Source organism: Meridianimarinicoccus sp. MJW13 (genome assembly GCF_014901205.1).
Lineage (GTDB): Bacteria > Pseudomonadota > Alphaproteobacteria > Rhodobacterales > Rhodobacteraceae > Meridianimarinicoccus.
Map to the genome: position 1 here is coordinate 148247 of NZ_JACNMU010000009.1, position 23451 is coordinate 171697.

Consider the following 23451-nt stretch of genomic DNA (forward strand, 5'->3'; position numbering starts at 1 on the left):
ACATGAGCAAATCAAGAGCAAATCTGGGCACCACCTTCGCGGCGCACGCGGTGCTGATCACCTATACCATCATCGCGCTGTTCCCGGTTTTCGTGATCCTGATCAACAGCTTCAAGACCCGCAAGGCCATCTTCCGCGAGCCGCTGGCCCTGCCCAATGCCGAGAGTTTCTCGATGATCGGCTACGAGACCGTGATGAAACAGGGGGATTTCTTCCTGTACTTCCAGAACTCGATGATCGTGACCGTGGTCTCGCTGACCCTGATCCTGCTGTTCGGCGCCATGGCGGCCTTTGCCCTGGCCGAGTACCGGTTCAAGGGCAACACCCTGATGGGGCTGTACCTGGCGCTGGGGATCATGATCCCGATCCGCATCGGCACCGTCGCCATCCTGGAAATGATGGTCTCGACCGGGCTGGTCAACACCCTGTGGGCGCTGATCCTGGTCTACACCGCGCAGGGCCTGCCGCTGGCCGTGTTCATCCTGTCGGAGTTCATGAAGGGCGTCAGCGACGACCTGAAGAACGCCGGACGGATCGACGGGCTGAGCGAATACAAGATCTTCTTCCGGCTGGTTCTGCCGCTGGTGCGGCCCGCCATGGCCACGGTCGCGGTGTTCAACATGATCCCGATCTGGAACGACCTGTGGTTCCCGCTGATCCTGGCCCCCGCGGAAGAGGTCAAGACCCTGACCCTGGGCAGCCAGGTGTTCATCGGCCAGTTCGTGACGGATTGGAACGCGGTTCTGTCGGCCCTGTCGATGGCGATCCTGCCGGTGATGATCCTCTATGTGATCTTCTCGCGTCAGCTGATCCGCGGTATCACCTCGGGGGCGGTGAAATGAGGGTTCTCATCGCCGGACTGGGCAACATGGGGCGCAGCCACGCCCTGGCCCACCATGCCCACCCTGACGCCGAAGTCGTGGGGCTCGTCAACCGCTCGCCGGTGGATCTGCCCGACGCCCTGGCCAGCTACCCGCGCTTCACCGAGTTTGGCGAGGCGCTGGCACAGACCAAGCCGGAACTGGTGGTGATCGCCACCTATACCGACAGCCACGCCGATTATGCCGTGGCGGCGATAGAGGCAGGTGCCCATGTCTTCGTGGAAAAGCCGCTGGCAGGCACGGTCGCGGATGCGCAGCGGGTGGCCGACGCCGCCCGCCGACTGAACCGCAAGCTGGGGGTTGGCTATATCCTGCGCCATCACCCCAGCTGGCAGCGGCTGATCGCCGAGGCCCGCGCCCTTGGCGGACCCTATGTGTTCCGCCTGAACCTGAACCAGCAGTCCGAAGGGGCCGCGTGGGAGACCCACAAGGCGCTGATGCAGACGACCTCTCCATTGGTGGACTGCGGGGTGCATTATGTCGACGTCATGTGCCAGATCACCGATGCCACCCCCTTGCGGGTCCATGGCATGGGCCTGCGGCTGAGCGACGAGATCGCCCCGGACATGTACAACTATGGCCAGTTCCAGGTGATCTACGACGACGGGTCCGTCGGCTGGTACGAGGCCGGATGGGGACCGATGATGTCGGAAACCGCCTTCTTCGTGAAGGATGTGGTCAGCCCCAATGGCGCGGTGTCCATCGTCGATGCCGACAAGGGCGACAGCGACGACATCGACAACCACACCCGCGTCGGTGGCCTGCTGGTACATCGCCCCGGCGACGACCGTCGCATCGACCTGCCCGACGAGCCGGGGCACCAGGCACTTTGCGACGCCGAAGCGGCCTGGATCCTCGACGCCATCGCCAAAGACACTGACCTCAGCCGTCACATGACCGACGCCGTGCAATCCCTGCGCATTTGCCTTGCCGCCGATGAAAGCATCCGCACCGGCCAAACTATTTCTCTGGGAGACCTGCAATGACCGCCCTGAAACTGGAAAACGTCAACAAGTCCTTCGGCCCCGTTCATGTCCTCAAGGACATCAACCTGACCGTGGAAGAAGGTGAATTCGTCGTCTTCGTCGGCCCCTCGGGGTGCGGGAAATCCACGCTGCTGCGGGTGATCGCGGGGCTGGAAGATGCCTCCAGCGGCACCATCACCATCGGCGGCGACGTGGTGAACACTGTCCCGCCCGCCCGGCGCGGCATCGCCATGGTGTTCCAATCCTACGCGCTGTATCCGCATCTGACCGTCAAGGACAACATGGGGCTGGGGCTGAAACAGGAAGGCCAGTCCAAGGACGTGGTGGAAGAGCGTGTCGGCAAGGCCAGCGCGATGCTGGATCTGGACAAGTACCTGGCGCGCCGGCCATCTGAACTTTCTGGCGGTCAGCGTCAGCGCGTGGCCATCGGCCGGGCCATCGTGCGTGACCCCAAGCTGTTCCTGTTCGACGAACCGCTGTCGAACCTGGATGCCGCCCTGCGCATGAACACGCGGGTCGAAATTGCCGCCCTGCACCGGACCCTGTCGGCCTCGATGATCTATGTGACCCATGACCAGATCGAGGCGATGACGCTGGCCGACAAGATCGTCGTGCTGCGCGATGGCCGGATCGAACAGGTGGGCAGCCCGATGGACCTTTACAACAATCCCGCCAACAGGTTCGTGGCCGGGTTCCTTGGCTCGCCATCGATGAATTTCCTGGCGCGTTCGGTCGCGGGTCTGCCGGCGGGCCAGACGCTGGGCATCCGTCCCGAATACCTGTCCTTTCGCGACGATGGCCAGATCTCGGGCGAGGTCACCCATGTGGAACGTCTGGGCGGCGACACCAACCTGCTGGTGCGCACCGATCAGGGCGAAACACTGACCGTGCGGCTTTTCGGGCAGGACAGCACCCCGGTGGGCGCCCGTGTGACGCTGGGCTACGACCCTGACGATGCCTTCTATTTCGACGCCGACGATCAGCGCATTCTGCCACTGGCAGCCTGAGCGTCTTCTCCCCCGCCCGGGCAACAACGCCCGGGCGGGGATTTTCCATCAGATCCCGAAGTCGAACACCGTGCCCGGCGCGTCGAAACTGCCGCCGATCACCTGGATGATGCCGGTGCTGTCGAAGCTGATGCCGGTGTCGATGGTCGTGGTGCCACTGCCCGATTTCAGGATCGTCCCGGCATTGCTGATGCCACTTTGCGCGGCAGCCGGGGCATCGAACCCAAGCTCGAAATCGGTCTGCGGGCCAAAGAACTCCACCGTGCCGGTATCGGCAATGACCAAGTTGCCCGGCGCGGCGGTGTCCAGATCGGTTACAAACTGGAAGGCATCGGTGTCAAAGAAGCCGTTGCCGCTGGCCTGACTTCCGCCCAGCAGCATGTCGGCCTGCTCGATGATCGCGGTGCCGCGCACCTCGACGGTCTGGGCAATCAGGATCGCTTCGGCAAAGTCGTATTGATCCGGAATCGCGGCTTCGCCGAACCGGCTGACCGAGCCGGTCTCAAGGATCAGGTCGCCGGTCCCCAGAAGCGAGGCATCGCTGATGTCGAACCCGCCGGTGACGGTGACATCGCCTGGCCCGGCCAGCGCCGCGTTGTCTGCCAACTCCAACGTTCCGACCGACAGATCCTGCCCGACATACAGCACGGCGTCCTCGACCCGCACGTGATCCAGCCCGTTGGCCACCATCTCCGGGGTCAGCACCACTTCGGTGAGGCCCGAGTCCTGCCAGGGCGCGGTCAGGGCGAACTGCCCCGAACCCTGCTGGAAGGTGCCACTGGTGTTGTCGCCGTAAAGCGGCACCTCGCTGGATCCGCCGTTGATCTTGGCAAGCGTGCCCTGCACGTTGACCCCGACGTTAACCCCGGTTGTCACCACGTTGTTGTAAGAGCTCACGAAAATATCCGCCCGCGGCCCGTCCATGGTCAGAACCCCGGTGGACAGGATGTCCAACGTCCCCGGTTTCTGATCGTACTGGCCAATCTGCGAATTGTAGGTGGTCTGGCCAAGGTAAAGCTGCACGCTGCCAAAGTCCGCCGTTCCCGCCACATCCATGTCACCGCGCAGCTGCAGATTGGTGCTGTTGTACGGGTTCTCAGGATCGAAGGGCTGGCCGAAAGCCGCCGTGGCGGTGTCGGCAATGGTCAGCGTTGCATCCCCGGTTTCGACGGTGCCCTGCTGCCAGTCGAAGTTCTGAAGAACGGTCAGATCATCCTGGATGACCAGCGTGCCGCCATTGATGGTCAGGTTGTCGACCGACAGCGCCTCGGACACGGTGAAGGTTCCGCTTTGCACCACGATTTCGGTGAAGCCCGCGTCGATCAGTGCCTGCGAATAGGTCAACTCGCCGCCGCTGAGCGTCAGGATGCCATCCTGGAAGTCGAAGGTGCCGGTATTGGACAGCAGCGAAATCGCGGTGGTGCCGCCGCCGGTCTTGACGATGGCGCCCGCGTTGGCCACCCCGCTGTCATCCTCGTCATAGCCCGCGAACCTGCGGCTGATGCTGTTCAGGTTGCCGTTGATGGTCAGGGTCCCGGTGCCGAGCACCGACACCACCCCGTGGTCGAAGTTGTATTGATTCAGCGTGCTGTCATAAGTGCCGCGCTGGCCCAGTTGCAGGGACATGTTGCCCAGATCGGCATCGCCCTCGATCTCCAGCGTGCGTGTCAGGAAGCCGTGGCCAGAGGAACTTGTGGTGGCGTGGTCGTAGCCGAACAGCACATCGGCGGTATCGGCCAGATGGGTCACGCCGGTTCCGCTCATGGTGCCGGCGATCCAGTCAAAGTCCTGGCTGACCGTCAGCGTGCCGGTGCCCCGTACCTCGCCGCCGCTCAGGTCCAGGCGCGGCAGGGTGACGTCCTCATCGACAGTGACCGTGCCGTTGGTGACCTTCAGACTGGTCAGCCCGGCATCGACCATGGCCTGTGTCAGCAATAGGTCACCGGTGGAATGCACCATCACCCCGTTGTTGAGCTGATAGGTGCTGGCACTGCCATCCAGCAGCGGGATGGTCAGCTCGCTCACCTCGGACACGATGGTGCCAGCCGAGGTCACGCCCCAGTTGGTGCCGGCCGGCGGTGTCGCGGCCAGGTAGATCGAGCCCGAGCCGGAAACCCGCAAGGTGCCGGTCGCCGAAACATCCAGCGCACCCGCGGTGTAGACGTACTGCCCAAGAGTCGAGTCGTAGGTCTGCACCCCCAGATACATCGCGCTGGTCACTTCGGCCTCACCATGCACCGTCAGGTTGCGGCCAAGCGAACTGTAGTAGTGGCTGCCAAGCTCGGCCTTGGCGGTATCGGCGATGATGATGTCCCCACCGCTCAACGTGCCGCCGCTCGTGGTGGTCAGGGCGGTGATGATCGTCAGATCGCCATCGCCGGACAAGGTGCCGCCCGAGATCGAGAGGCTGTTCAGCGAGATATCCTCGGTGATCACCAACTCGCCACCACCAAGCGCGATATCGGTCAGGCCCGCATCGACCATCGCCTGCGTCAGGTCCAGCGTGCCGCCGGTCAGACGCACGACCCCATCCACGATCTGGACCGTGGCATTGGTACCAAGCTGCAACGCGTGGATATCGCTGGTGCCGCCGTCTTCCTTGATCAGCGTGCCATCGACCGCGACCTCGGCGGTGACGCCCGTAACGGTGTGGCCAAGGACGATATCGCCATAGTCGCCGTGCAGGGTCAGGGTGCCCGTCGTGCCGACGTCCACCCGGCCGCCGAACGAGACGTATTGCGCCTGCGCGCTGTCGTAATGCTGCTCGCCCAGCCGCACCACGCTGTTGTCGACCGCAAGATCGCCATCCACCGTCAGGGTGACGCCCAGATAGTGATTGGTGGTATAGCTGCGGTTGGACAGAATCTCGGCGCTGGCGCCCGCATCGACAATCAGCTCCCCACCCCCCGTCACGGTCGAGGCATAGGCGGTGTAACTGCCGGTCACGGTCAGGGTGTCGATCACCTGTAGGGTACTGTCTTGCAGGATCAGGCCCGCAAGGCTGACGTCGCCCGAGACAACAAGCGTGCCATTGATGATATGCAGGCTGGTCAGGCCGCTCAGATCGGTGTCGGCGTCGATCACGAACCGGCCGCCCGAGACCGCGATATCGCCGGTCAGGGTTGCACCGGGGCTGTCCAGGGTCGAGGTCATGTTTTCCAGGTACAGCGTGCCGGTGTCGGTCTGGGACAGCGTGCCCGTGCCCGAGATCGGCAGACCGTTCAGGCGTGTCTGTCCCGCACCCGTCTTGGTGAAGCTGCCATCCAGGATGATCTCGGACAGGGTGCCATCGCTGGCATCGCGGTAGCGCAGGATGTCCGAGTTGAATTCACGCGCTTCGTAACTGCCGGTGCCGGTGATGTTCAGGATGCCATGGGTATCGGGCCCCGATTGGGTCGATCCCAGCCGCAGGGTCGCCTGCTCTTGCACCGCCGACCCTGCGATGGTCAGGGTGCGGCCCAGGTAGAGACTGCCGTGGTCGATGGGCGCCTCGACGTTCAGCAATTCACCCAGCACCGCCTGCGCGCCGGCAGCCACGATGACCTCGCCACCCGCGCGGAACTCGCCGCCCTGCCAGTCCAGGCGGCCGGTGATGGTAATCACGCCGGTGCCTTCGATGCGGCCATTGGTCATCGACAGGTTGGTCAGGGTGATATCCTCGTTCACCTGCAAGACGCCTCCAGTGACTGAGATATCGGTGACCCCGTCGGCGGCGGTCACGACCCGCGTGACCCCGTTGGCCACCGTATCGGCATAGATCGGCGTCGGGGCCGGGGGCGTGAAGCTGCCGACGTCTCCGTTGGGCGTGGTGATCTGGCCGGTGGGTGCCAGCACGGTGCCGCTGCCCGAAAGGGCGATGGTGGCGTCGATGTCGGCGATGCCATCGCCGGTCTTCTGGATGGTGCCGTTGTTGATGACCGCATTGGGCGACCCTGCCGAGGATCGGTAGTCCTGCAGCCGCGCGTGCGCCCCTTCAAGGTTCAGCGTCCCACCCGCGGCAACGGTCACATCGACCCCGGTCTGCGGCGTGCCACTGACGCCCAGGCGCAGATGCGCCTGTTCGATGGTGGCGGTGCCCTGGATCGTCAGGTCGCGCGCCACATCCAGATTGATGTTGGTGGCGCGGCTGTCGCCGGTGTACTCGGGCCCGAATTGGGCCGAAGCACCGGTGCCGATGACCAAGGCGCCGGTACCGGTCAGGGTGCCGCCGGTCTGGCGGTAGTCGCCGGTGACGGTCAGGTCCCCGATCCCTGTGACGGTGCCCGAGACAACCTCGAGATCGGTGATGCTGCTGTCGGCAGTCACGTCCAGCGTGCCGCCGTTCAGACGGATGTGGGACAGCGACACCGATCCGTTGATGACCAGCGTCGTGCCGCTGCGGACCTCGAACACCCCGTCCTGAGTCAGATAGCTGCCCGACCCGACCAGCGGCACCCCGTTCGAGACGGAACTGATGCCGCCGCCGTCCTTGATGATCTGGCCATTGTTGTCGATCTGGTTGCCAGCGGCCGCCACAGTCCCGATGCTGCGATAGTTGCTGAAATTGGCATTGTCCCCGATCAGGCGCAGGGTGCCGGTGGGATCGATGGTCAGAACCCCCGGATGGTTGATGTTCAGCCCCTGCGTTGCGTCGTAGACATAGGTGCCCAGCCGCAGCAGCGCGCCCTCCATGTCCGCATCGCCGGCAATCACCAGTTCGCGCTGCAGGTACAGCGTCGCGGTGCTGCCCGCGCCCGCCCCGATCACCCCGTTGGCGCCTTGCGCAAGGATCACCTTGCCATCGCCAAAGAAGGTGCCGTTGCTCCAGTTCAGGGCGCTGGTCAGGCTCAGGTCGCCGGGGCCGTCAAGTGTGCCGCCGGCCATGGTCAGTTCGGCCAGGGACACGTCCTCGACGATGTGGACGGTGCCGCTGACCACGTCGGCGATGGCAAAGATGCCACCATCCGTCGCCTGATCCACCTCGAACACGCCGGTCTCGATCTGGAAGCGCCCGTCGGCGGCGGTGATGCTGCCTTCGTGCCGCGCCACCGGAATGCTGGTGGTCTGGGTACCGGCGCTGGCGGTGATGGCGCCAAGGTTGACGATCCCGATCGCATCGCCTGCCGCGAAATAGGCCGTGCTGTAGATCCGCACGTCACCGGATGTGTTCTGGAAGTCCAGCGTGCCGCCGGTATCCACCGTCAAGAAGCCCGGCTGGGTGATCGTGGCCTGGGTGGTCCGGTCGTAGTACTGGTTGCCCAGATACAGATTGGCATTGCCCATCTCGGCCGTGCCCTGGATGGTCATGTCGCGCCCGAGATAGAGATAGCGCAGATAGGCATTGGGATTGCCGGCTTCGCCGAAATCGACATCGGCGCCGCTGGCGATCACCAGACCGCCGCTGCCATTGGTGCTGCCACCGGTCCAGTCCATCTGGCCAGTGATGGTCACGGTGCCGGTGCCATCCAGCCGCCCGTTGACCAGCGACAGGGTGTCGATGCTCAGGTCCTCGTTGGCCAGCACCGTCGCGCCGTCGATGTTCAGCACTGCAAGCCCGCCGTCCAGCGTAGCCTGGGTGATCGTCGATGTGCCCGTGCTGAAGTGGAACTGGCTGTCGGGATCGTCGATGGTTCCGGCGAAATCCTGCACCATCAGCGACGAGATGTTCGACCCGGTCTTGCGCAGGGTGCCGGTGCCGGTGAAGCCCGACAAAGTGCCATCGTTCAACCCGTCGTAGAGGGAGGTCTGCCCCTGGAACTCGGCCACACCGGTGGCATTCACCTGCACGGTGCCTGCCGTCGGGGTCGAGGTCGAGGTGCTGGCATCGGTCAGCGTGGTACCGAAGGTGAAGTACGAGTTGTCTCCGAAGACCAGCGTGCCATCCACGGTCAGGGTCGTGGCCAGCGTCGGCGATGTGTAATACGGGTTGTCAACGGTGGCCGTGGCCCCGGCGGGAATGTCCACACCGCCGGTCAACGAGACCGCGCCGCCGCGCCATATCATGTCCTGCACCGTGGCCGCGCCCGTGCCTTCCAGCGAACCGCCCAGCATGGTCAGTTCCGTCAGGGTCACATCCTCGTCCAGAACAACCGTGCCGCCGACAATCTGCAGCCGGTCAAAGCCCGCGTCTATCAGTGCTTGCGTCAGCGTGAAGGTGCCGTCGGTGATCTCCAGAATGCCATCGCGGAAGTCGAAGGTGCCGGTCTGCGCGCCGAAGAAGGCCGCGCCCGAGGCACCGCCCCCGGTCTTGACGATGCCACCCGCGTTGCTGAGTCCCGAGTCGGTGTTCTGCTGCGGATAGTTGACGCTCATGTCCGCGAAGGGACTGCTGAACGTATAGACGCCGCTGCTCTGCACGGTGATCGCGGTGTCGGTATAGGTATACTGCCCGGTCGTTGAATCGTAGATCGCGTCGCCCAGACCCAGGTTGGCATTGGCATGGATGACATCGCCGGACACGTCCAGATCGCGGGCCATGGTGATGTAACCGGTCGAGGGATAGACCTCGGGGTCATAGGTTTGACCCAGTTGCAGCGTCTCGCCATCAGGCACGACGATGTCGCCGGTCCCGCGGAAGGTGCCGCCGGTGACCAGCGCGGTTCCGGTCAGGGTCAGGTCGCCCACGCCCTGCACGGTGCCGCTGGCCATCTGGAAGTCGCCCAGCGTCACATCGCTGTCCAGGATCAGGGTGCCGCCGTCGATCTTCAGCCCGTTCAACTGGGTAAGGTCGTCCTGATCCGTCAGCCGCAGCGTCGCGCCATGGGGGATCGACACGAACCCGTCTTCGATCACCACCTGGCCGAGGGTCTCGTTGAACGGCGCTGCCTGCGAGGTGCCGCCGCCGGTCTTGCGCAGGGTGCCGAGGTTTTCCACCCCGGCGCCGCCAAAGTGGGAATCCAGGTAAATGTCCGAGTTGAAATTGGTCAGTTCCAGTTCCGACCCGGCGGCAATGGTCAGCCGCCCGCCGATGGTTTCGTTCTGTGCCAGCGTCGGGTTGTACTGGGTCAGACCCAGCCGAAGCTGCCCGGCCCCGACGGTCCCGTTGCCTTCCAGCAAAAGATCGCGATGCAGGCGCTGCGTCGTCGGATAAGGCACGTCGGCTTCGGGGTCGTAATCCGCGCCGAAGCGTGCCAGCGCGCCGTTCTCGACGGTCAGCAAACCGCCCTGCCCGAAGGTGCCCTCGCGCCAGTTCAGCTCTTCCTCGATGTTGATTGTGCCCGGTCCATCCACGGTGCCCCGCGTCAGGTTCAGAATGTCGATCTGCCCCAGGCTGCCGATTTCCAGCACCGCCGAATGGGACTCCAGCGTCACATCGTCGAGCAGGGCATCAAATTCGGTCGCCAGCCGGGTACTGTGGGAAATGCGCAGCGGTGCTTCGGCCACCAGCGATTTCAGATCCACATCGCCAAGGGACTGTAACACCACCTCGCCGGTCAGATTGCCGACGAACACATCGTCCGTGGCATCGGGCACCACGCCGGTGGTCCAGTTGCCGGCGGTGCCCCACAGGTTGTCGCCTGCCGCCCCGGTCCATTCGTTCGAGAAGGTGCCGAGTTCGAAGTCGAAGGTCTGGTCGGTGGCCGAGGTGGCATTGCCCGCCACATCGGTGATGGCGCCACCCACCAGCGCCATGGTGTAGCTGCCCTCCTCCAGCACCGGATAGGTCAGCGACACCGTCCGGTCGCCCGACCGCAACAGCACCGACGCAGGCGCCACAACGCCCGACGGGCCGGTCAGCTGGAATGCCGCTGACAGATCGATTGTGGGATCCAGCGGTTCATCGAAAGTGAAGCTGAAGCCCCGCTTGGACCGCCCGTACAATGCGCCGGGATCGAGGGTCGAAGACACCAGCATCGGCGGGATCGTATCTGGCACGATCTCGGCGTTGATCAGCGTGCTCAACCCGACATTGCCGCCGGTGTCGGTGGCCCGCACCTGCAGCGAAATCGGCCGGCTGGTTTCGCCGCTGCCCAGCAGCGGAATGCGCGCGTTCAGGTCGAAAGGATAGGACAGGTCCACGATGATCGGATCGCCATCGACCAGCAGCGACACCGACCGCAACCCGGCATCGTCGGTGATCATCGCATCCAGCGAAATCAGGCTGCCTTCCAGGATCTGCACCCCGGCGGTGGCCGGGTCCATGTCCACATCCGCCGACACCAGCGACACCTGGGGCGCAACGCCGCTGGTGTCGAAGGGCTGGAAGTTGACAATGTGCAACTTGCCATCCGCCGCGCCGACATAGCCGACACCGGCTGCGATCAGCACATCGGTGGGCTTGCTGTCCACGGTGTAGCGGGTGATCAGCCCGTCGGTATTGGCCGGGCTGGCGGTGTTGATGACGTCGATGGCATCGACGCCGAACGCGCCGCCCGGATCGCCGACGATCAAGCCGCGCCCGGCGCCGTTCAGCGCAATGGCGTTGCCACCCAGCGAGGTGTCATCCGCGCCGCTGATGACCGAGGGCGCGTCCGGGTTGGACACATCCACCGTGACATAGCCGCCCTGGAACCCGTTGGAAGCCGGCACATAGACCACGCCGTCCCCGGCAAACAGCTTGCGCTCTGCCGCCGACAGGCCGACGCTCACCGATCCGCGCAGCAACAGCTGATCGCCCAGCTGTTCGATCACATGCAGGGTACCGCGATTGTCCAGCGCATAGGCAAAGGCGCCCTCCTGCACCAGCCCGCGCACCGAGGCGACATTGCTGCCCAGCGAGATGCTCTCGATCTCGTCGCCGGTGGTCAGGTCGAACAGCTTGACCGCACCGCTGACCGAGATCATCGCCTGCCCGTCGCGCGCGGCAACATGGCCCGCGCCGGTGGTCAGCTCGCCCAGATCCACCGGGGCACTGGTGTCGCTCAGATCCCAGATATGGGCGGTGCCATCGGTGGCGACCACGACCATCAGGTCCAGCGCCGCGTCGAAGTCCCCGTCGCGGACATTGGCGATGTCGGTGACGGACTCCACCGTCGGCGCGCGGGGATCGGTGACGTCGATCACCGACAGCCCGGTGGCGGTCAACACCAGAAGCGGGTCGGTGGTGGAACCATCGGCCGCTTGATCGCGGGCCGCGAACATGGCCTTGACCTCGCCGTTCAGGGCCAGCGTGCGCACCACGCCAAGGTTGGTCGAGAACGGATCCAGCGCCTCGATCCCCGACAGCACCGCGTTGTAGTCCGAGATGCCGTCGGCGTTGCTGTCGGCATTGATGTCCGACGTGCCGACCGCATGTTCGATGTCTGCCGCCAGCCCGTCGAAATCCCTGTCCGGCGCCGTCGAGGGCCGGAACACCAGCCCCGAGGTCAGATCAGTGCCCTGCCCCGAGGGCGAGGTGGTGCCATAGCCACGCGCCACCAGACCGCTGTCCGGGTCGAAGACCGTGATGCGATAGTCAGCGTCCGCCGGCATGAACACTTCGAAATCGCCGTTGTCGTCGGACCGCGTGCGCAGCACGTCACCGGCCACGTCGACGGCAATAAAGTCGTTACCCCAGTCGAAATAGTGCATCCCTTCGAAGGAGGTCGCCGAGGCCGCCACCGCTGTCACCGGGTTCACCGGGTCGTTGGACGAAATGGTGATCGCGCCCCGCTCCAGCCCCGGCGCGACGCCGGTGAAGGAGACTCCGAAGCTGAAGGTATCGCCGGTGGCCAGAGTGATGGGGTTGGTCGCCAGATCGGTGGGCACGCCGACCAGATCAAAGGCCGAGGCCGTGGCATCCAGATCGATACCGTCGATCACCAGATCCTGCAGCCCATCGTTGGTGATGGTGAACATGTCTGCAACCGATTGCGTATCGCCCCGATCTACACCGCCAATGTTCGAATTGTCCGAGGTTACACGCAGTGTCGGCAGCGACGCGGTCGAGGTTCCAGACAAGGCGACTTCATAGGGATCGCTTGTTGCGTTGCTGTCGATCGAGAAGACGGCCGACAGATCACCCGTAGTATCCGGGTCGAAATTGATCGTGATAATCCGGGATTCGCCCGGTTGCAGGGAAAACGCGGTTTCCAGCGCGTCGATTTCGAAGGCTCCACTGTCGACGGTGATCCCGTCGATCACCGCCACATCCGACCCGTAGTTCTGGATCTCGATGTCAAGGAACGGGGCGGTGCCACCGATGACGGCATCTGCGAATGCCAGCGACCCGAAGACCGGCGTGCCGTCCACCAGCGAGATATCAAGCGCCGGGCCGTCAACCTGTACAAAGGCATCATGGCCGGTATCCGTCGTGCCGGTATAGCCAACCTGATTGTTGATGCCGGTAACGTAACCCGCCTGTGTCGTGTTGATCGTGTTGTAGTATTTGAGCGCCTTCAGCAGTTCTTCGGGCGTGTAGGTGTTGTGAAGGTTGACCATCGCCGCTTCGAGCGATTCATCGAAGCTTTGCGAGTTGGTCGAATACAGGCCCTGGGCCATCACATCATCTGTGCCGCCAGCGTGAAGCGTCACCGCTCCGGTCGATTGGTATTCAAGGGTGTGGATCAGCCCAAGGTTGTGACCGATTTCATGGGCAGAGTTGTGACCCAGCGCCAGTTGCAACTCGCCATTGGTATCGCTGCTGGCGCTATCAATGAAGAAATTGTCCAGGTAGAACGCAATCGGCCCTCCCAGCGTGTTGTTCATCACTTCGGCTGCGCGATACAGAATTTCGTATTTGTTGTAGTTCCCCCGCTCCGTGTAAAGCTTGATGATCTCGTCAAAATCAATGTCCGTGGCAGCAAAGGCATTTGTTGCCCCGCCCAGCCCGTAGCCATCTATTGCACCGGTCACCGGATCATAGCTGATCTGGGACCGCCCATCGAGGAAGCTGATGTTGTTGCTGCCGGTGCCTGAGGTGGTTTCGGAAATCCCTTCCAGACCGGCATCATCAAAGAACTTCTGAGTTTGTGTCCCGATCAGAGCCAGGATCGCGTCACGCTCGGCCTTTGTATCGATCAGGGCCTTCTGGGTCGCCGTCAGGTTGGGATAGTTCGTGGCATTCAACATGCCCGCCAGGATCGACTCGAAGGTCGTGGTATCCAGCTTGTAGGTTTCGGGGGCGGCCCCTTTGCCGGACAGCTGAATGGTGCCAGCGCTTTCGCCGCCAATGCTGGTAAAACTGACATCCAACGTGTCGGTCAAAGCGTCAGCCGTAGCCGTCGGATCGAACCGCACGACGGTATTTCCGTTTTGCAGGGAATAGTGGGTTCCGGTGCCGATGCTCAGGTCCGGCTGCACCCCGATCAACTCTAACGGCACATCGCGCACGCTGGTCCCGGCCCCATCATTCACGGTCTGGGCAAAGCCCATCTCTCCGCCGCCCATCCCGCCGGTATGCGTGTCATCCGTTGCGTCGACAAACCGCGAAACGATGATCTCGTCCTTGGTGACGGTCTGGACGCCATTTTCATCCTGCGTGCGCTCAGTGATGGTGATCTTCGAACCATAAAGCTTGTTCGTGTCGATGTTTTTCAGGCCGCCCGCCCCGAACATGGAGTCGAAGTCCTTGAACGAGAAGGCAAAGCCCTTCTGCGCATTGGTCCCCGCGCGCAGGGTGAATTCGGTATTCGCCAGACCAAGGTTGCCCTCCTTGTCGGCGAAGGCGGCCAGCGGGCCGTCGATCTCGATCTTGACGTTGATCCAGGGCTGTTCCTTGCCGTTCACATCCTCGGCGGCTTCAGGGCAGTCCTCGTCGCCGGGGTTGGGCGGGGTTTCGTCCAGCGGCGGCGGCGCGACCCAGTCGCGGGAGAAGCGGATGCCCCCGGCACCGTCGTTGTTATAAAGCGGTAGCGTGTCGACATCGGTCGGCAACATGGGGTCCGGTACGGACGGATCTTCTTCGTCCGGTTGCAGCGGGTCGCCGCCATTGCAGCCGTTGCCCCCCGGCGGGGTCATGCCGTGCCAGCCGGGCTTGGTGATGCCGGTGCCGGGATCGGTGGTGACGGTCTTGCCATCGGCGCTGACGGTGCCGGTGCCCTCGATCACCAGCCGTCCGGTGGTGTGGTCGAAGGACAGCAGGTTCAGCTTGGTACCGGGCGCGGCGTTGAAGACATTGGGCAGGGTCAGTTGCGCCGGGGTGGTGAAGACCGCCGCATCGGGGGCCTGGATGGTCAGGTCGAAGGTGTGCTGCATGATGCCCGCGGGCAGCATGTCCATCACCAGTTCCGGCGGCACCGTCGAAATGCCGACCTGCGCATTGCTCACCGGATCGCCGTGTTCATCGACGGCGGTGCCGGGCTGCACCACAAGCTGGATCGCGTTGCGCTGCTCGGCGGTCAGATCCTGCGCGGCGGACACCGGCACGTTGATCTGGGTCTCGGCGGTGTCGGACAGATCGGTCAGGATCTCGCTGGGTACGCGCGGCAGATAGACCTCACCCCGGCCTTCGACCGCCGCCCGCTGTTCGGGGGTGCCCTGCGCTGCCATCAGGGTGTTTTCCTGCCCGGCGATGATGGTCGCATCCATCACCATCTCGGGCCAGAAGATGCCGGTGGGCGAATTTGTTGCGGTGCGCCCGTCCAGCGCCACCTTGACGTTGCCCGAGGGCACATTGGTCAGCTCGAAATAGCCGGTGGCGTCGGTGGTGACCTTGTATTGCTCCAGCCCCAGAATGTAGACCTCGGCGCCTTCGATCGGGCTTTTGAACACATCGTCGTCGGTGAAATCGGTGCCATCCGGACCGCGTGAATAATCGTCCACCGTCATCGGCTTCAGATCGTTGCCGGGATCAACCAGATAACCGGTGATCGTGGTGTTCGACACTGCCGCGGTCGAGACGGTGGAGAAACTGCTGGCAAAGCCGCCCCCCGCCGCGCCATCGGCGTCGCCGTCCAGCACCGCGCCGTCGGTGGCCTTGATGTTGTCGCCGTCCAGATGAACGGTGACTTTGCTGGCACCAGGCATGGCTTGCGCCGGGAACAGCCAGGCTTTCAGGCCGTCAGCACTGAGCTTGACTTGCGACGGCAGAACCGCCCCGCCGGTGTCGGTGATGTAGAAAGTGCTGCTGGTCAGCGTGGTTGCATCGACAGGGCGCGAGAAATGCACCTCGGGCCGGAAGGTCGAGCCGACATCGGTCGCATCCTCGGCCGGGGACCGGTCTGTCACCACGAAGGGAACCGCCGTGACCAGCGACAGGGCGATGTCCTGCGAGATCGAATTGCCCGCCGCATCCACGCCGATCAGGGTGACGGTATGGTCGCCGGCATCGACACCGGACAGGTTCAGTTTGGTGTCGAACGCGCCGGTGGCGGTGTTGAACGAGATCGGCACGGTGGTGCCGCCGCCGATCTGATAGGCCAGCGCGATGACCGGAGAGCCGGTGCCGTCGATGGTGCCGGTCAGCCGCGCGCCGATGCCCGACAGGTCGCCATTGGCATCGGTGCTGGTCAGGGTCACGCTGGGCGGCAGGCTGTCCACCAGCACCGTGTGGTTCAGGGTGGCGCTCTGGTTGCCGGCCACATCGGTGGCACGGAAGGCCAGATCGTATTGCCCGTCCGCCAGTCCGGACAGCGTATAGGCAAAGTTCCCGGCAGCATCGGTGCCGACATCCGCAGGCGCACCGCCGTTGACCGACACCGTCAGCCCGGCCAGCCCCGACAGCGCGTCCAGCGCGGCACCGGTCAGGTCGATGGGCTGGTTGGCGACGTAATCGGGGAAGCTGTCGACGACAATGACCGGCGGCGCGGAATCGGTGGTCGAGGTGAAGGCGGCCATCGCCCAATCCGCCACCGTCTGGCCAAGGGTCAGCCCGTCCTGGTTCGAGAAATCATAGTGCACCCCGCCCCACAGGCGGCTGTCGGCGTTCTCCTGCGCGGCCTCCCAGTAACTGGCAAAGCTGCGGGTGGTGCCCAGCAGGCCCAGCGACTCGGTGCTGAAGGACTGGGTGCCGAAGAGGTCGGTCAGAATCTCGGCCGCAGCCCCCGAGGCGGCGCCGTGGCCCGACACGTATTCGGGATGCGCCGGGGCAAAGAGATAGGGGTTCCAGGTGGCATCCTGCACGGTCGCCGGGTTGCCATCGCTGTCGGCCTCGCGGATGGCGTCCTCGGGACGCCAGTAGTCGAAGGCGTATTTCGCATCCCAGGCCGCGATCATCGCGTCGGCCATGGCGATGTTCAGCACTGCCATGGTGCGGGCATTCTCGGCCGATCCCAGCCCTTGCGAAGCCAGGTAGTCCGCGGCGATCGAATTCCAGTGCCCCGGCGTGGTCTCGGTGCCGCGTGCATCCTTCCAGAACTGCGCGGCCTCGCTTTGATCGGTGGTGCGCGTGGTGCTGTCGCGGGCGCCAATATCGGCCACTTCGGCCACCGCATCGGCATAGGCTTGGCTGGTCAGCTTGGGCGGGCCGCCGGGCCGGAACTGATCGGTGGATTGCAGCGACCAGGGATCCATGGTGGCGTATTGCGGCGTTACGGCGGTGTTGTAGAACGGGCCGGTTTCGCGCCATTCGCCGGGCACATCGCTGCCGGGATAAGGTTCGAAATCATCCCAGCCGTCCTGCCCCCGGATCGCGATCACCTTGCTGGCCACGCTTTGCCCCAGCGCCATGCCGTCGGTCTTGGCCTGACCGTCGCCGATCGCCGCCAGCGAGGTGGCCAGATGCGTGTCCAGTTCCGGCGCGAAGGCCGGGAAGGCATAGCTGAGCACCGCGTGCGAGGCGACCGAGACCGCCGCCGCCAGATTGGCCCCCGCCGCCGCATCCACATCCGCCATCACCGCCGAGCTTCCGTCCAGCGCCGCGATCACGTCATAGACGGCAACCGACTGCATCGCCAGAACCCGGCTGGCGGTGGTTGCCCCGGCCGCGTTGTCGACGATGCTGTCCAGCGCGATCTGGTTCCACGTCAGCACCGGCGTGTCGCTGGCCACCGGATCGACCCCGGTGATGGTCAGGCTCAGGGTCGAAGCGTTGCCCGCCGCATCGGTGGTGGTCAGGGTGATGGTATTGGCCCCTTTGGCCACGGCCACCCCGCTCAGCGCGAAACTGCCGTCGTTCTTGACCAGTGCCGAGACCGTGCCGTCCGATACCGTGGCGCCGGGCTCGCCCATACCCACCAGCTTGACCTTGGCCAAAGACGTGCTGTTGTCGCCTACCGGATCTGTGTCGGAACTGGGCGCCAGCGCCGCGGTCGAGGTCTGCGCCGTGGTGTCGAAGGTGAAATCCAGCGCCTGCGAGATGCTGCGCGCGCCATTGGCGTCATCCACCGCGAAATGCACCGTGTGCAGCCCGTCCGACAGGCTGGTTCCCAGCGCGGTTTCCAGACTGGATTTGGTCAGGTCCAGCTTGCCCGTCGCATCCGGCGTTTCCGAGATCGCCACGAACCCGCCGCCATCCAGCGAGACCAGCACCTGGCTGACCGCCGCCGTGCTCTGGATCGTCGCGATCAGGTCGGCATCACTGGTGATATTGTCGCTGGCCGACACCCCGGTGTCGGTCTTCAGCGCCACGGTGAATTGCGCCGGTCCCCCCGGTGTGATGCCGAAGTGGAAATCGGCGGTGGTCAGCTTGGTGGCATCGAAATCGGCCAGCGTGAACTGATGCGCTGTGGTGCCCTTGGCCCGGACGACCGTGTGCGTGCCCATCTGGGTGATATCCAGATCCGACAGCGAACTGATCTGCGAATGCCCGGCCAGGTGGATCAGGTCAGTGCCATCCTTGAAGCCGACCACCACATCCTTGCCGGCGCCATCGCCGAAGACATAGGTGTTGCGGCCCGCGCCCCCCAGAAGGAAGTCGTCACCGGCCCCGCCTTCGATGGTGTCGTTGCCCGCGCCGCCGATCAGCACGTCATTGCCGCCGCCGCCCGACACGTTGTCATCGCCATCCCCGGCAAAGATGGTGTCGCCCTTGGTGCCCCCGATCAGCCGGTCGTTGCCACCGTTGCCGACCATGGTGAACCGGGTGGTGCTGCCCGTGGCGTCGATGGTGTCATCGCCGGTGTAGCCGGAAATCCGCTCGACCCCCAGCCAGCTGCCGACCGAGATCGACACGCCTGCCGCGTTGTAGATGATCGCCTTGTCGTTGCCCGCGCCGCCATCGGTGACGGTGTCACCGTCTTCGCCGATCAGCATCACATCGTCGCCATCGCCGCCGGTGTAGGTGTCGTTGCCCGCGCCGCCGAACAACAGGTCGTCGCCTGCGCCGCCGCGCAGAATGTCGTTGCCGTCGCCGCCCACCAGCAGGTCGTCGCCGATACCGCCGTCCAGCGTGTCGTCGTCTTTCCCGCCATAAATCGTGTCGGCCACATCGCTGCCGGTCAGCGTGTCATCACCGTCACCGCCCGACAGAACCACGCGCGTGGTGCCGCCGGTGGCGTCGATGGTGTCGTCGCCGGTGTAGCCGGTGTAGCGTTCGACGCTTTTCCAGCCGCCCACCGACAGGGTCACCCCGCCCGGATTGTAGATCACCGCCTTGTCGTTGCCGGCTCCGCCATCGGTGACGATGTCGCCATCTTCGCCGATCATCAGCACATCGTTGCCGGCACCGCCGGAATAGGTGTCGTTGCCGGTCGATCCGAGCAGCAGGTCATCGCCCGCGCCGCCGACAAGGGTGTCGTCGCCCTCGCCGCCGATCAGCGCATCGCTTGTGGTGCCGCCGATCAGCGTATCGTCACCCTTGGCCCCCGACAGCAGCAAGGTGGCGGTCTGGCTGGAGCCATCGATGGTGTCGTCGCCATCATTGCCGTTGATCCGTTCGATCCCGCTCCACCCGGTCAGGTCCAGCGCGACCCCGGTCGGATCCTGGATCGTGGCCTTGTCATAACCCGCCGTGCCGGTGTCGGTGACCGTGTCGAACCGGTCCACGAAATAGCTGTCGGAATTGTTGCCGCCATCCATGATGTCGGCACCCGAGTTGCCGAACAGCTGGTCATTGCCATCGCCGCCCGACAGGGTGTCGTTCTGCGATCCGCCGAACAGAAGGTCGTTGCCGAAACCGCCGTCCAGTTTGTCGTCGCCCTGTTCGCCATAAAGCGTGTCGGCCCCGCCGCCGCCGATCAGCGTATCGTTGCCCAGCCCGCCCGAGACGGAATCGTTGCCCGCCCGCGCGTCGATCACATCGTCGAAATCGGTGCCAGTCAGGGTCTCGTCGCTGCCATCACCCACCAGGTTCACGCCCATCGACGCCGCCGCCAGCGGCACCGCCGCCTGCGCGGCCAAAGGCGCGGCAAGGGCGCTGTCCAGCGCGGTCACACTTTCACCTTCCAGGCCGGTGGCCAGCGCATCCGCGTCCAACTGGCCATCGCGATAGGAAGACAACAGGGTGAGCACCCGGCCCAGTTGATCGGCCGTTGCGGCGGTGTCGCCGCTGCTGGCCACGGTCAGGTCCAGCCCGCGCGATGCCTGGGAAAAGCGCAGCTGGGTGGCAGTGCCATCGCTCAGCACCTCAAGCAGCGGCTGCGTCGGATCGCCGATCACCAGCCACGAGGCCAACTGGCCGGGCAGCGTCGGCAGCCCGCTGCCCATCAACCGGACGCCCGCATGGTCAAGCGTCACGGGCTGCGTGGCTCCCAGCGGATCGAAGGTCAGGCTGAACTGGCGCAACAGCGCCGCGAACACCGCCAGACTGCTGGCATCAAGGGGCTGTAGATAGGCATCGAATATCTGCGCGCTGGTTTGCGTGGCGTTTGCGATCGGCAGATACTGAATTTTTCCCACTGAACTTCCCCGGTGTTTCTGGCGGCTGCATTGCCAATGTTCTTGCGACGTGGCGTCATCTTAACACATTGTTCCTGCAAACCGGGGCAGACATGCAAGAAGATTGCGCGGAAATCGGGCGCAGAGTTGGGAAAACCGGACACGTCAAGCAGGGGTCAGGGGCAGATCGATCCGGCGGCGCGGGTCATTCCAGTTCGTTCAACCGGATGCGCAGCGCCTCGACATCTTCCAGATAGCTTTGCCCGGCCTCACCCAGGGCGCGGCGGGTTTCCAGAACCAGAAGCCGCAGGATCGAGATCGCGCCGACATAGCTGTCGGCAAACTGCGGCGTGTCCACCTGGCATTCGATGGTCCATGTCGCCAGCGCCGGGGCTTCGCGCACGGATTGATCGGTGATCAGCAGGATCCGCGCGCCACGATCCGCCATTTCGGCCACCACGCGGTTGAAGCTAGCAGGCCGCCGCCGCAGCCCGACCACGATGGCCAGATCCCCTTGTTCCAGCAGGGCAATACCTTCGGCCTGCGTCTGTCCGGGCAGCAACAGAGGCGAGACCGCGCGGCGGATCTGCGCCAGTTGCGCGGTGACGTACTGCGCCAGGAAATGACTGTTGCGATAGCCCAGGCAGCGCACGCGGGGCGCCTTGGCCAGGGCGGTGCTGATGTCCTTCAACGTCAGCGGGTTGAGCCGCGACAGGGTGCCTTCCAGAACCTCGATCTCGTTGTGCAGCAGATCCGACAGATGGCCGCCGTCCCCGGACCGCGCGCCGGTGAACAGGGGCGAGCCTCCGGCCCGCAGCTTGCGCGCTTCCTGCCGCGCCTGGTCGAAACTGTCATAGCCGATCCGCCGGAAAAAGCGGCTGACGGTTGCATTGGACACGCCCGCACGGGTGGCCAGCTCTGACCCGGTCAGCACCGCCAGTTCGGCGGGGTTCTCCAGCACCGAATCGGCGATGCGCCTTTCGCCCTCGGGCAGTCCTGAAAACGCCTCATGAATGCGCTGCGGCATTGGGCGTGCGCTTTTTTTTGCCTGTTTTTCAGACACGTCGCGGCGCCGATAAATTGAAATAGGTTTTTCGTTGTTCCATGGTAAAAGAAAAGTGTCTTTCTCTTTGTACGTCAAGTCCCAGCCAGAGAGGCCAGAACCAACGTGTCCCCAATCTCGGAAAAAGCCAAGCGGCTCAGCCTGCGCGTCAACTGGGTGGTGGAACGTGTCTGCGTTGCCCTTCTGGTGCTGCTGGTGCTGGATGTCTGGCTTGGCATTCTGGCGCGCTATGTCATCCCCCTGCCGATGACCTTCACCGAGGAGCTGGCGCGCTACCTGATGATCTGGATGGCGCTGCTGGCGGTGTCCTCGGGCATCGCGCATCGCGAACACATCGGGGTTGAGTTCATCTTCAGCCGCCTGCCCGCCTCGGCCCGCCGCTGGCTGGCCACCGGGTTCGACGTCATCGCCTTCATCTTCTTCGCCGCACTTTTCTACTATGGCATCGGCTTCGCCGAGCGCGGGTTCTCGCGGCTGACGATGATCTACGCCATTCCCAAGGGCTATCCCTTCCTCGGCGTGCCACTGGCCGCGGGCATGGCCTGCGTGCAACTGGCCCTGATCGGGATCCACGACTTTTTCAACGATACACCGCCCGAGGCCTTGGGCGCGACGCTGCTCGATCCGGGAGACGACTGATGGGTGCACTGCTGGTTGCAATCGCGTTTTTCGGGCTGATGGCCCTGGGCATGCCGGTGGGATTTGCCATCGGGGTGTCGGGCATGATCGGCATCCTGGATATCGGGCCGCGCTTCATGCAGATGGCCCCGGACCGGCTGTTTGCCGGGCTGGACCTGTTTCCCTTCCTGGCGATGCCCTTCTTCATCCTGGCGGGCGAGATCATGAACCGCTCGGGCATCACCCAGGGGCTGGTGAAGCTGGCGAACGCGCTGGTGGGCTGGATGCGCGGCGGCATGGCCCATTCCAACATGGTGGCCTCGGTCATGTTCGCGGGCATCACCGGGTCGGCCACCGCCGATGCGGCGGCCTTCGGCAACACCATGGTGCCGGCCATGCACAAGGCGGGCTATTCGAAATCCTATGCCGCGGCGGTGACGGCGGCGGGGTCGATCATCGGGCCGACCATCCCGCCGTCGACGCTGGCGATCATCTATGGCTCGATCATGGGGGTGTCCATTGCCGGGCTGTTCGCGGCGGGCATCCTTCCGGGGCTGCTGATCTGCGCCATCTGCATGGCGGTGATCGCCCTGACCGCGCGCCGCAAGAACCTGCCCAAGGGCGAGGGCCGCCCCAGCTTTCGCCTTGTCATTCAGGCCCTGCGCGAGGGCTTTCTGGCGGCCCTGTTGCCGCTGTTCATCCTCGGCTCGATCCTGGGCGGCTTTGCCACGCCGACCGAGGCCGCCGCCATCGCCGTCGCCTATGCGCTGTTCGTCGGCGGGGTGATCTACCGGGCGCTGTCCTGGCGCGACCTGTACGAGATCGCCGTGCGCACCACCCGGATCACCGGGGTGATCTTCCTGATCATCGCCGCGGCCTCGATCCTGGGCTGGTGGATGACCTTCAACCGCATTCCGCAGGCGATTGCCGAGGCCATGCTGGCGGTCTCGGACAATCCCAACATCATTATCGGCATGATCCTGATCCTGCTGCTGCTGATCGGGCTGGTCATGGACATCAACGCCACCCTGATCATCCTGGCGCCGGTGCTGGCGCCGCTGACCCTGCAGATCGGCATGGATCCGGTCCACGCCGGCATCATGATCATTCTCGCGCTCAACATCTCGCTGATGACGCCACCGGTGGGCGCCTGCCTGTTCGTGCTGGCCTCGGTCACCGGCGAAAAGGTCGAGGCCATCACCCGCGAGCTTTGGCCCTTTATCCTGGCCGAGGTGGCGATCCTTCTGCTGATCGCCTTCTGGTCCGATCTCACCCTCTTCGTCCCAAGGCTACTGGGGCTCTGA

The 23451-nt window shown here is 64.4% G+C and carries 7 protein-coding genes; 5 read left to right on the forward strand and 2 right to left on the reverse strand.

The genetic code is table 11. From position 1 onward, the window contains the following. Positions 1-2: 2 nt before the first annotated feature. Genes H8B03_RS16515 through H8B03_RS16525 form a run of 3 tightly spaced genes read left to right on the forward strand, consistent with a single transcriptional unit; the run spans position 3 to position 2874 of the window. The gene (locus tag H8B03_RS16515) at positions 3-842 is read left to right on the forward strand and encodes a carbohydrate ABC transporter permease (RefSeq protein ID WP_193142995.1); all 840 of its coding nucleotides are present in this window, start codon (positions 3-5) and stop codon (positions 840-842) included. Beyond that, positions 839-1867 carry a Gfo/Idh/MocA family protein gene (locus H8B03_RS16520; RefSeq protein ID WP_193142996.1) on the forward strand — a complete coding sequence of 343 codons (1029 nt, stop codon included), beginning with the start codon at positions 839-841 and terminating at the stop codon, positions 1865-1867. Before H8B03_RS16515 ends, H8B03_RS16520 begins: the two co-directional genes overlap by 4 nt. Continuing rightward, positions 1864-2874, forward strand: a complete 1011-nt coding sequence (locus tag H8B03_RS16525) for an ABC transporter ATP-binding protein (RefSeq protein WP_193142997.1) — start codon at positions 1864-1866, stop codon at positions 2872-2874. The genes H8B03_RS16520 and H8B03_RS16525 overlap by 4 nt, the downstream gene beginning before the upstream one ends. 48 nt (positions 2875-2922) lie before the next feature. On the opposite strand, the gene H8B03_RS16530 is transcribed toward H8B03_RS16525, so the two are convergent. Both H8B03_RS16530 and H8B03_RS16535 read right to left on the reverse strand, forming a co-directional pair. Next, complete coding sequence (locus H8B03_RS16530; RefSeq protein WP_193142998.1) at positions 2923-20487, reverse strand: Ig-like domain-containing protein; 17565 nt, start codon at positions 20485-20487, stop codon at positions 2923-2925. A gap of 184 nt (positions 20488-20671) precedes the next feature. Further along, a complete protein-coding gene (locus tag H8B03_RS16535) occupies positions 20672-21493 on the reverse strand; it encodes a MurR/RpiR family transcriptional regulator (protein ID WP_193142999.1) in 822 nt (273 codons plus the stop codon). A 141-nt stretch (positions 21494-21634) separates the two neighbouring features. Between H8B03_RS16535 and H8B03_RS16540 the strand changes: the two genes are divergently transcribed. Both H8B03_RS16540 and H8B03_RS16545 read left to right on the forward strand, forming a co-directional pair. Beyond that, entirely contained in the window at positions 21635-22168 is a 534-nt protein-coding gene (locus H8B03_RS16540) for a TRAP transporter small permease (protein ID WP_193143000.1), read from the forward strand. After that, positions 22168-23451, forward strand: a complete 1284-nt coding sequence (locus H8B03_RS16545) for a TRAP transporter large permease (protein ID WP_226926032.1) — start codon at positions 22168-22170, stop codon at positions 23449-23451. The genes H8B03_RS16540 and H8B03_RS16545 overlap by 1 nt, the downstream gene beginning before the upstream one ends.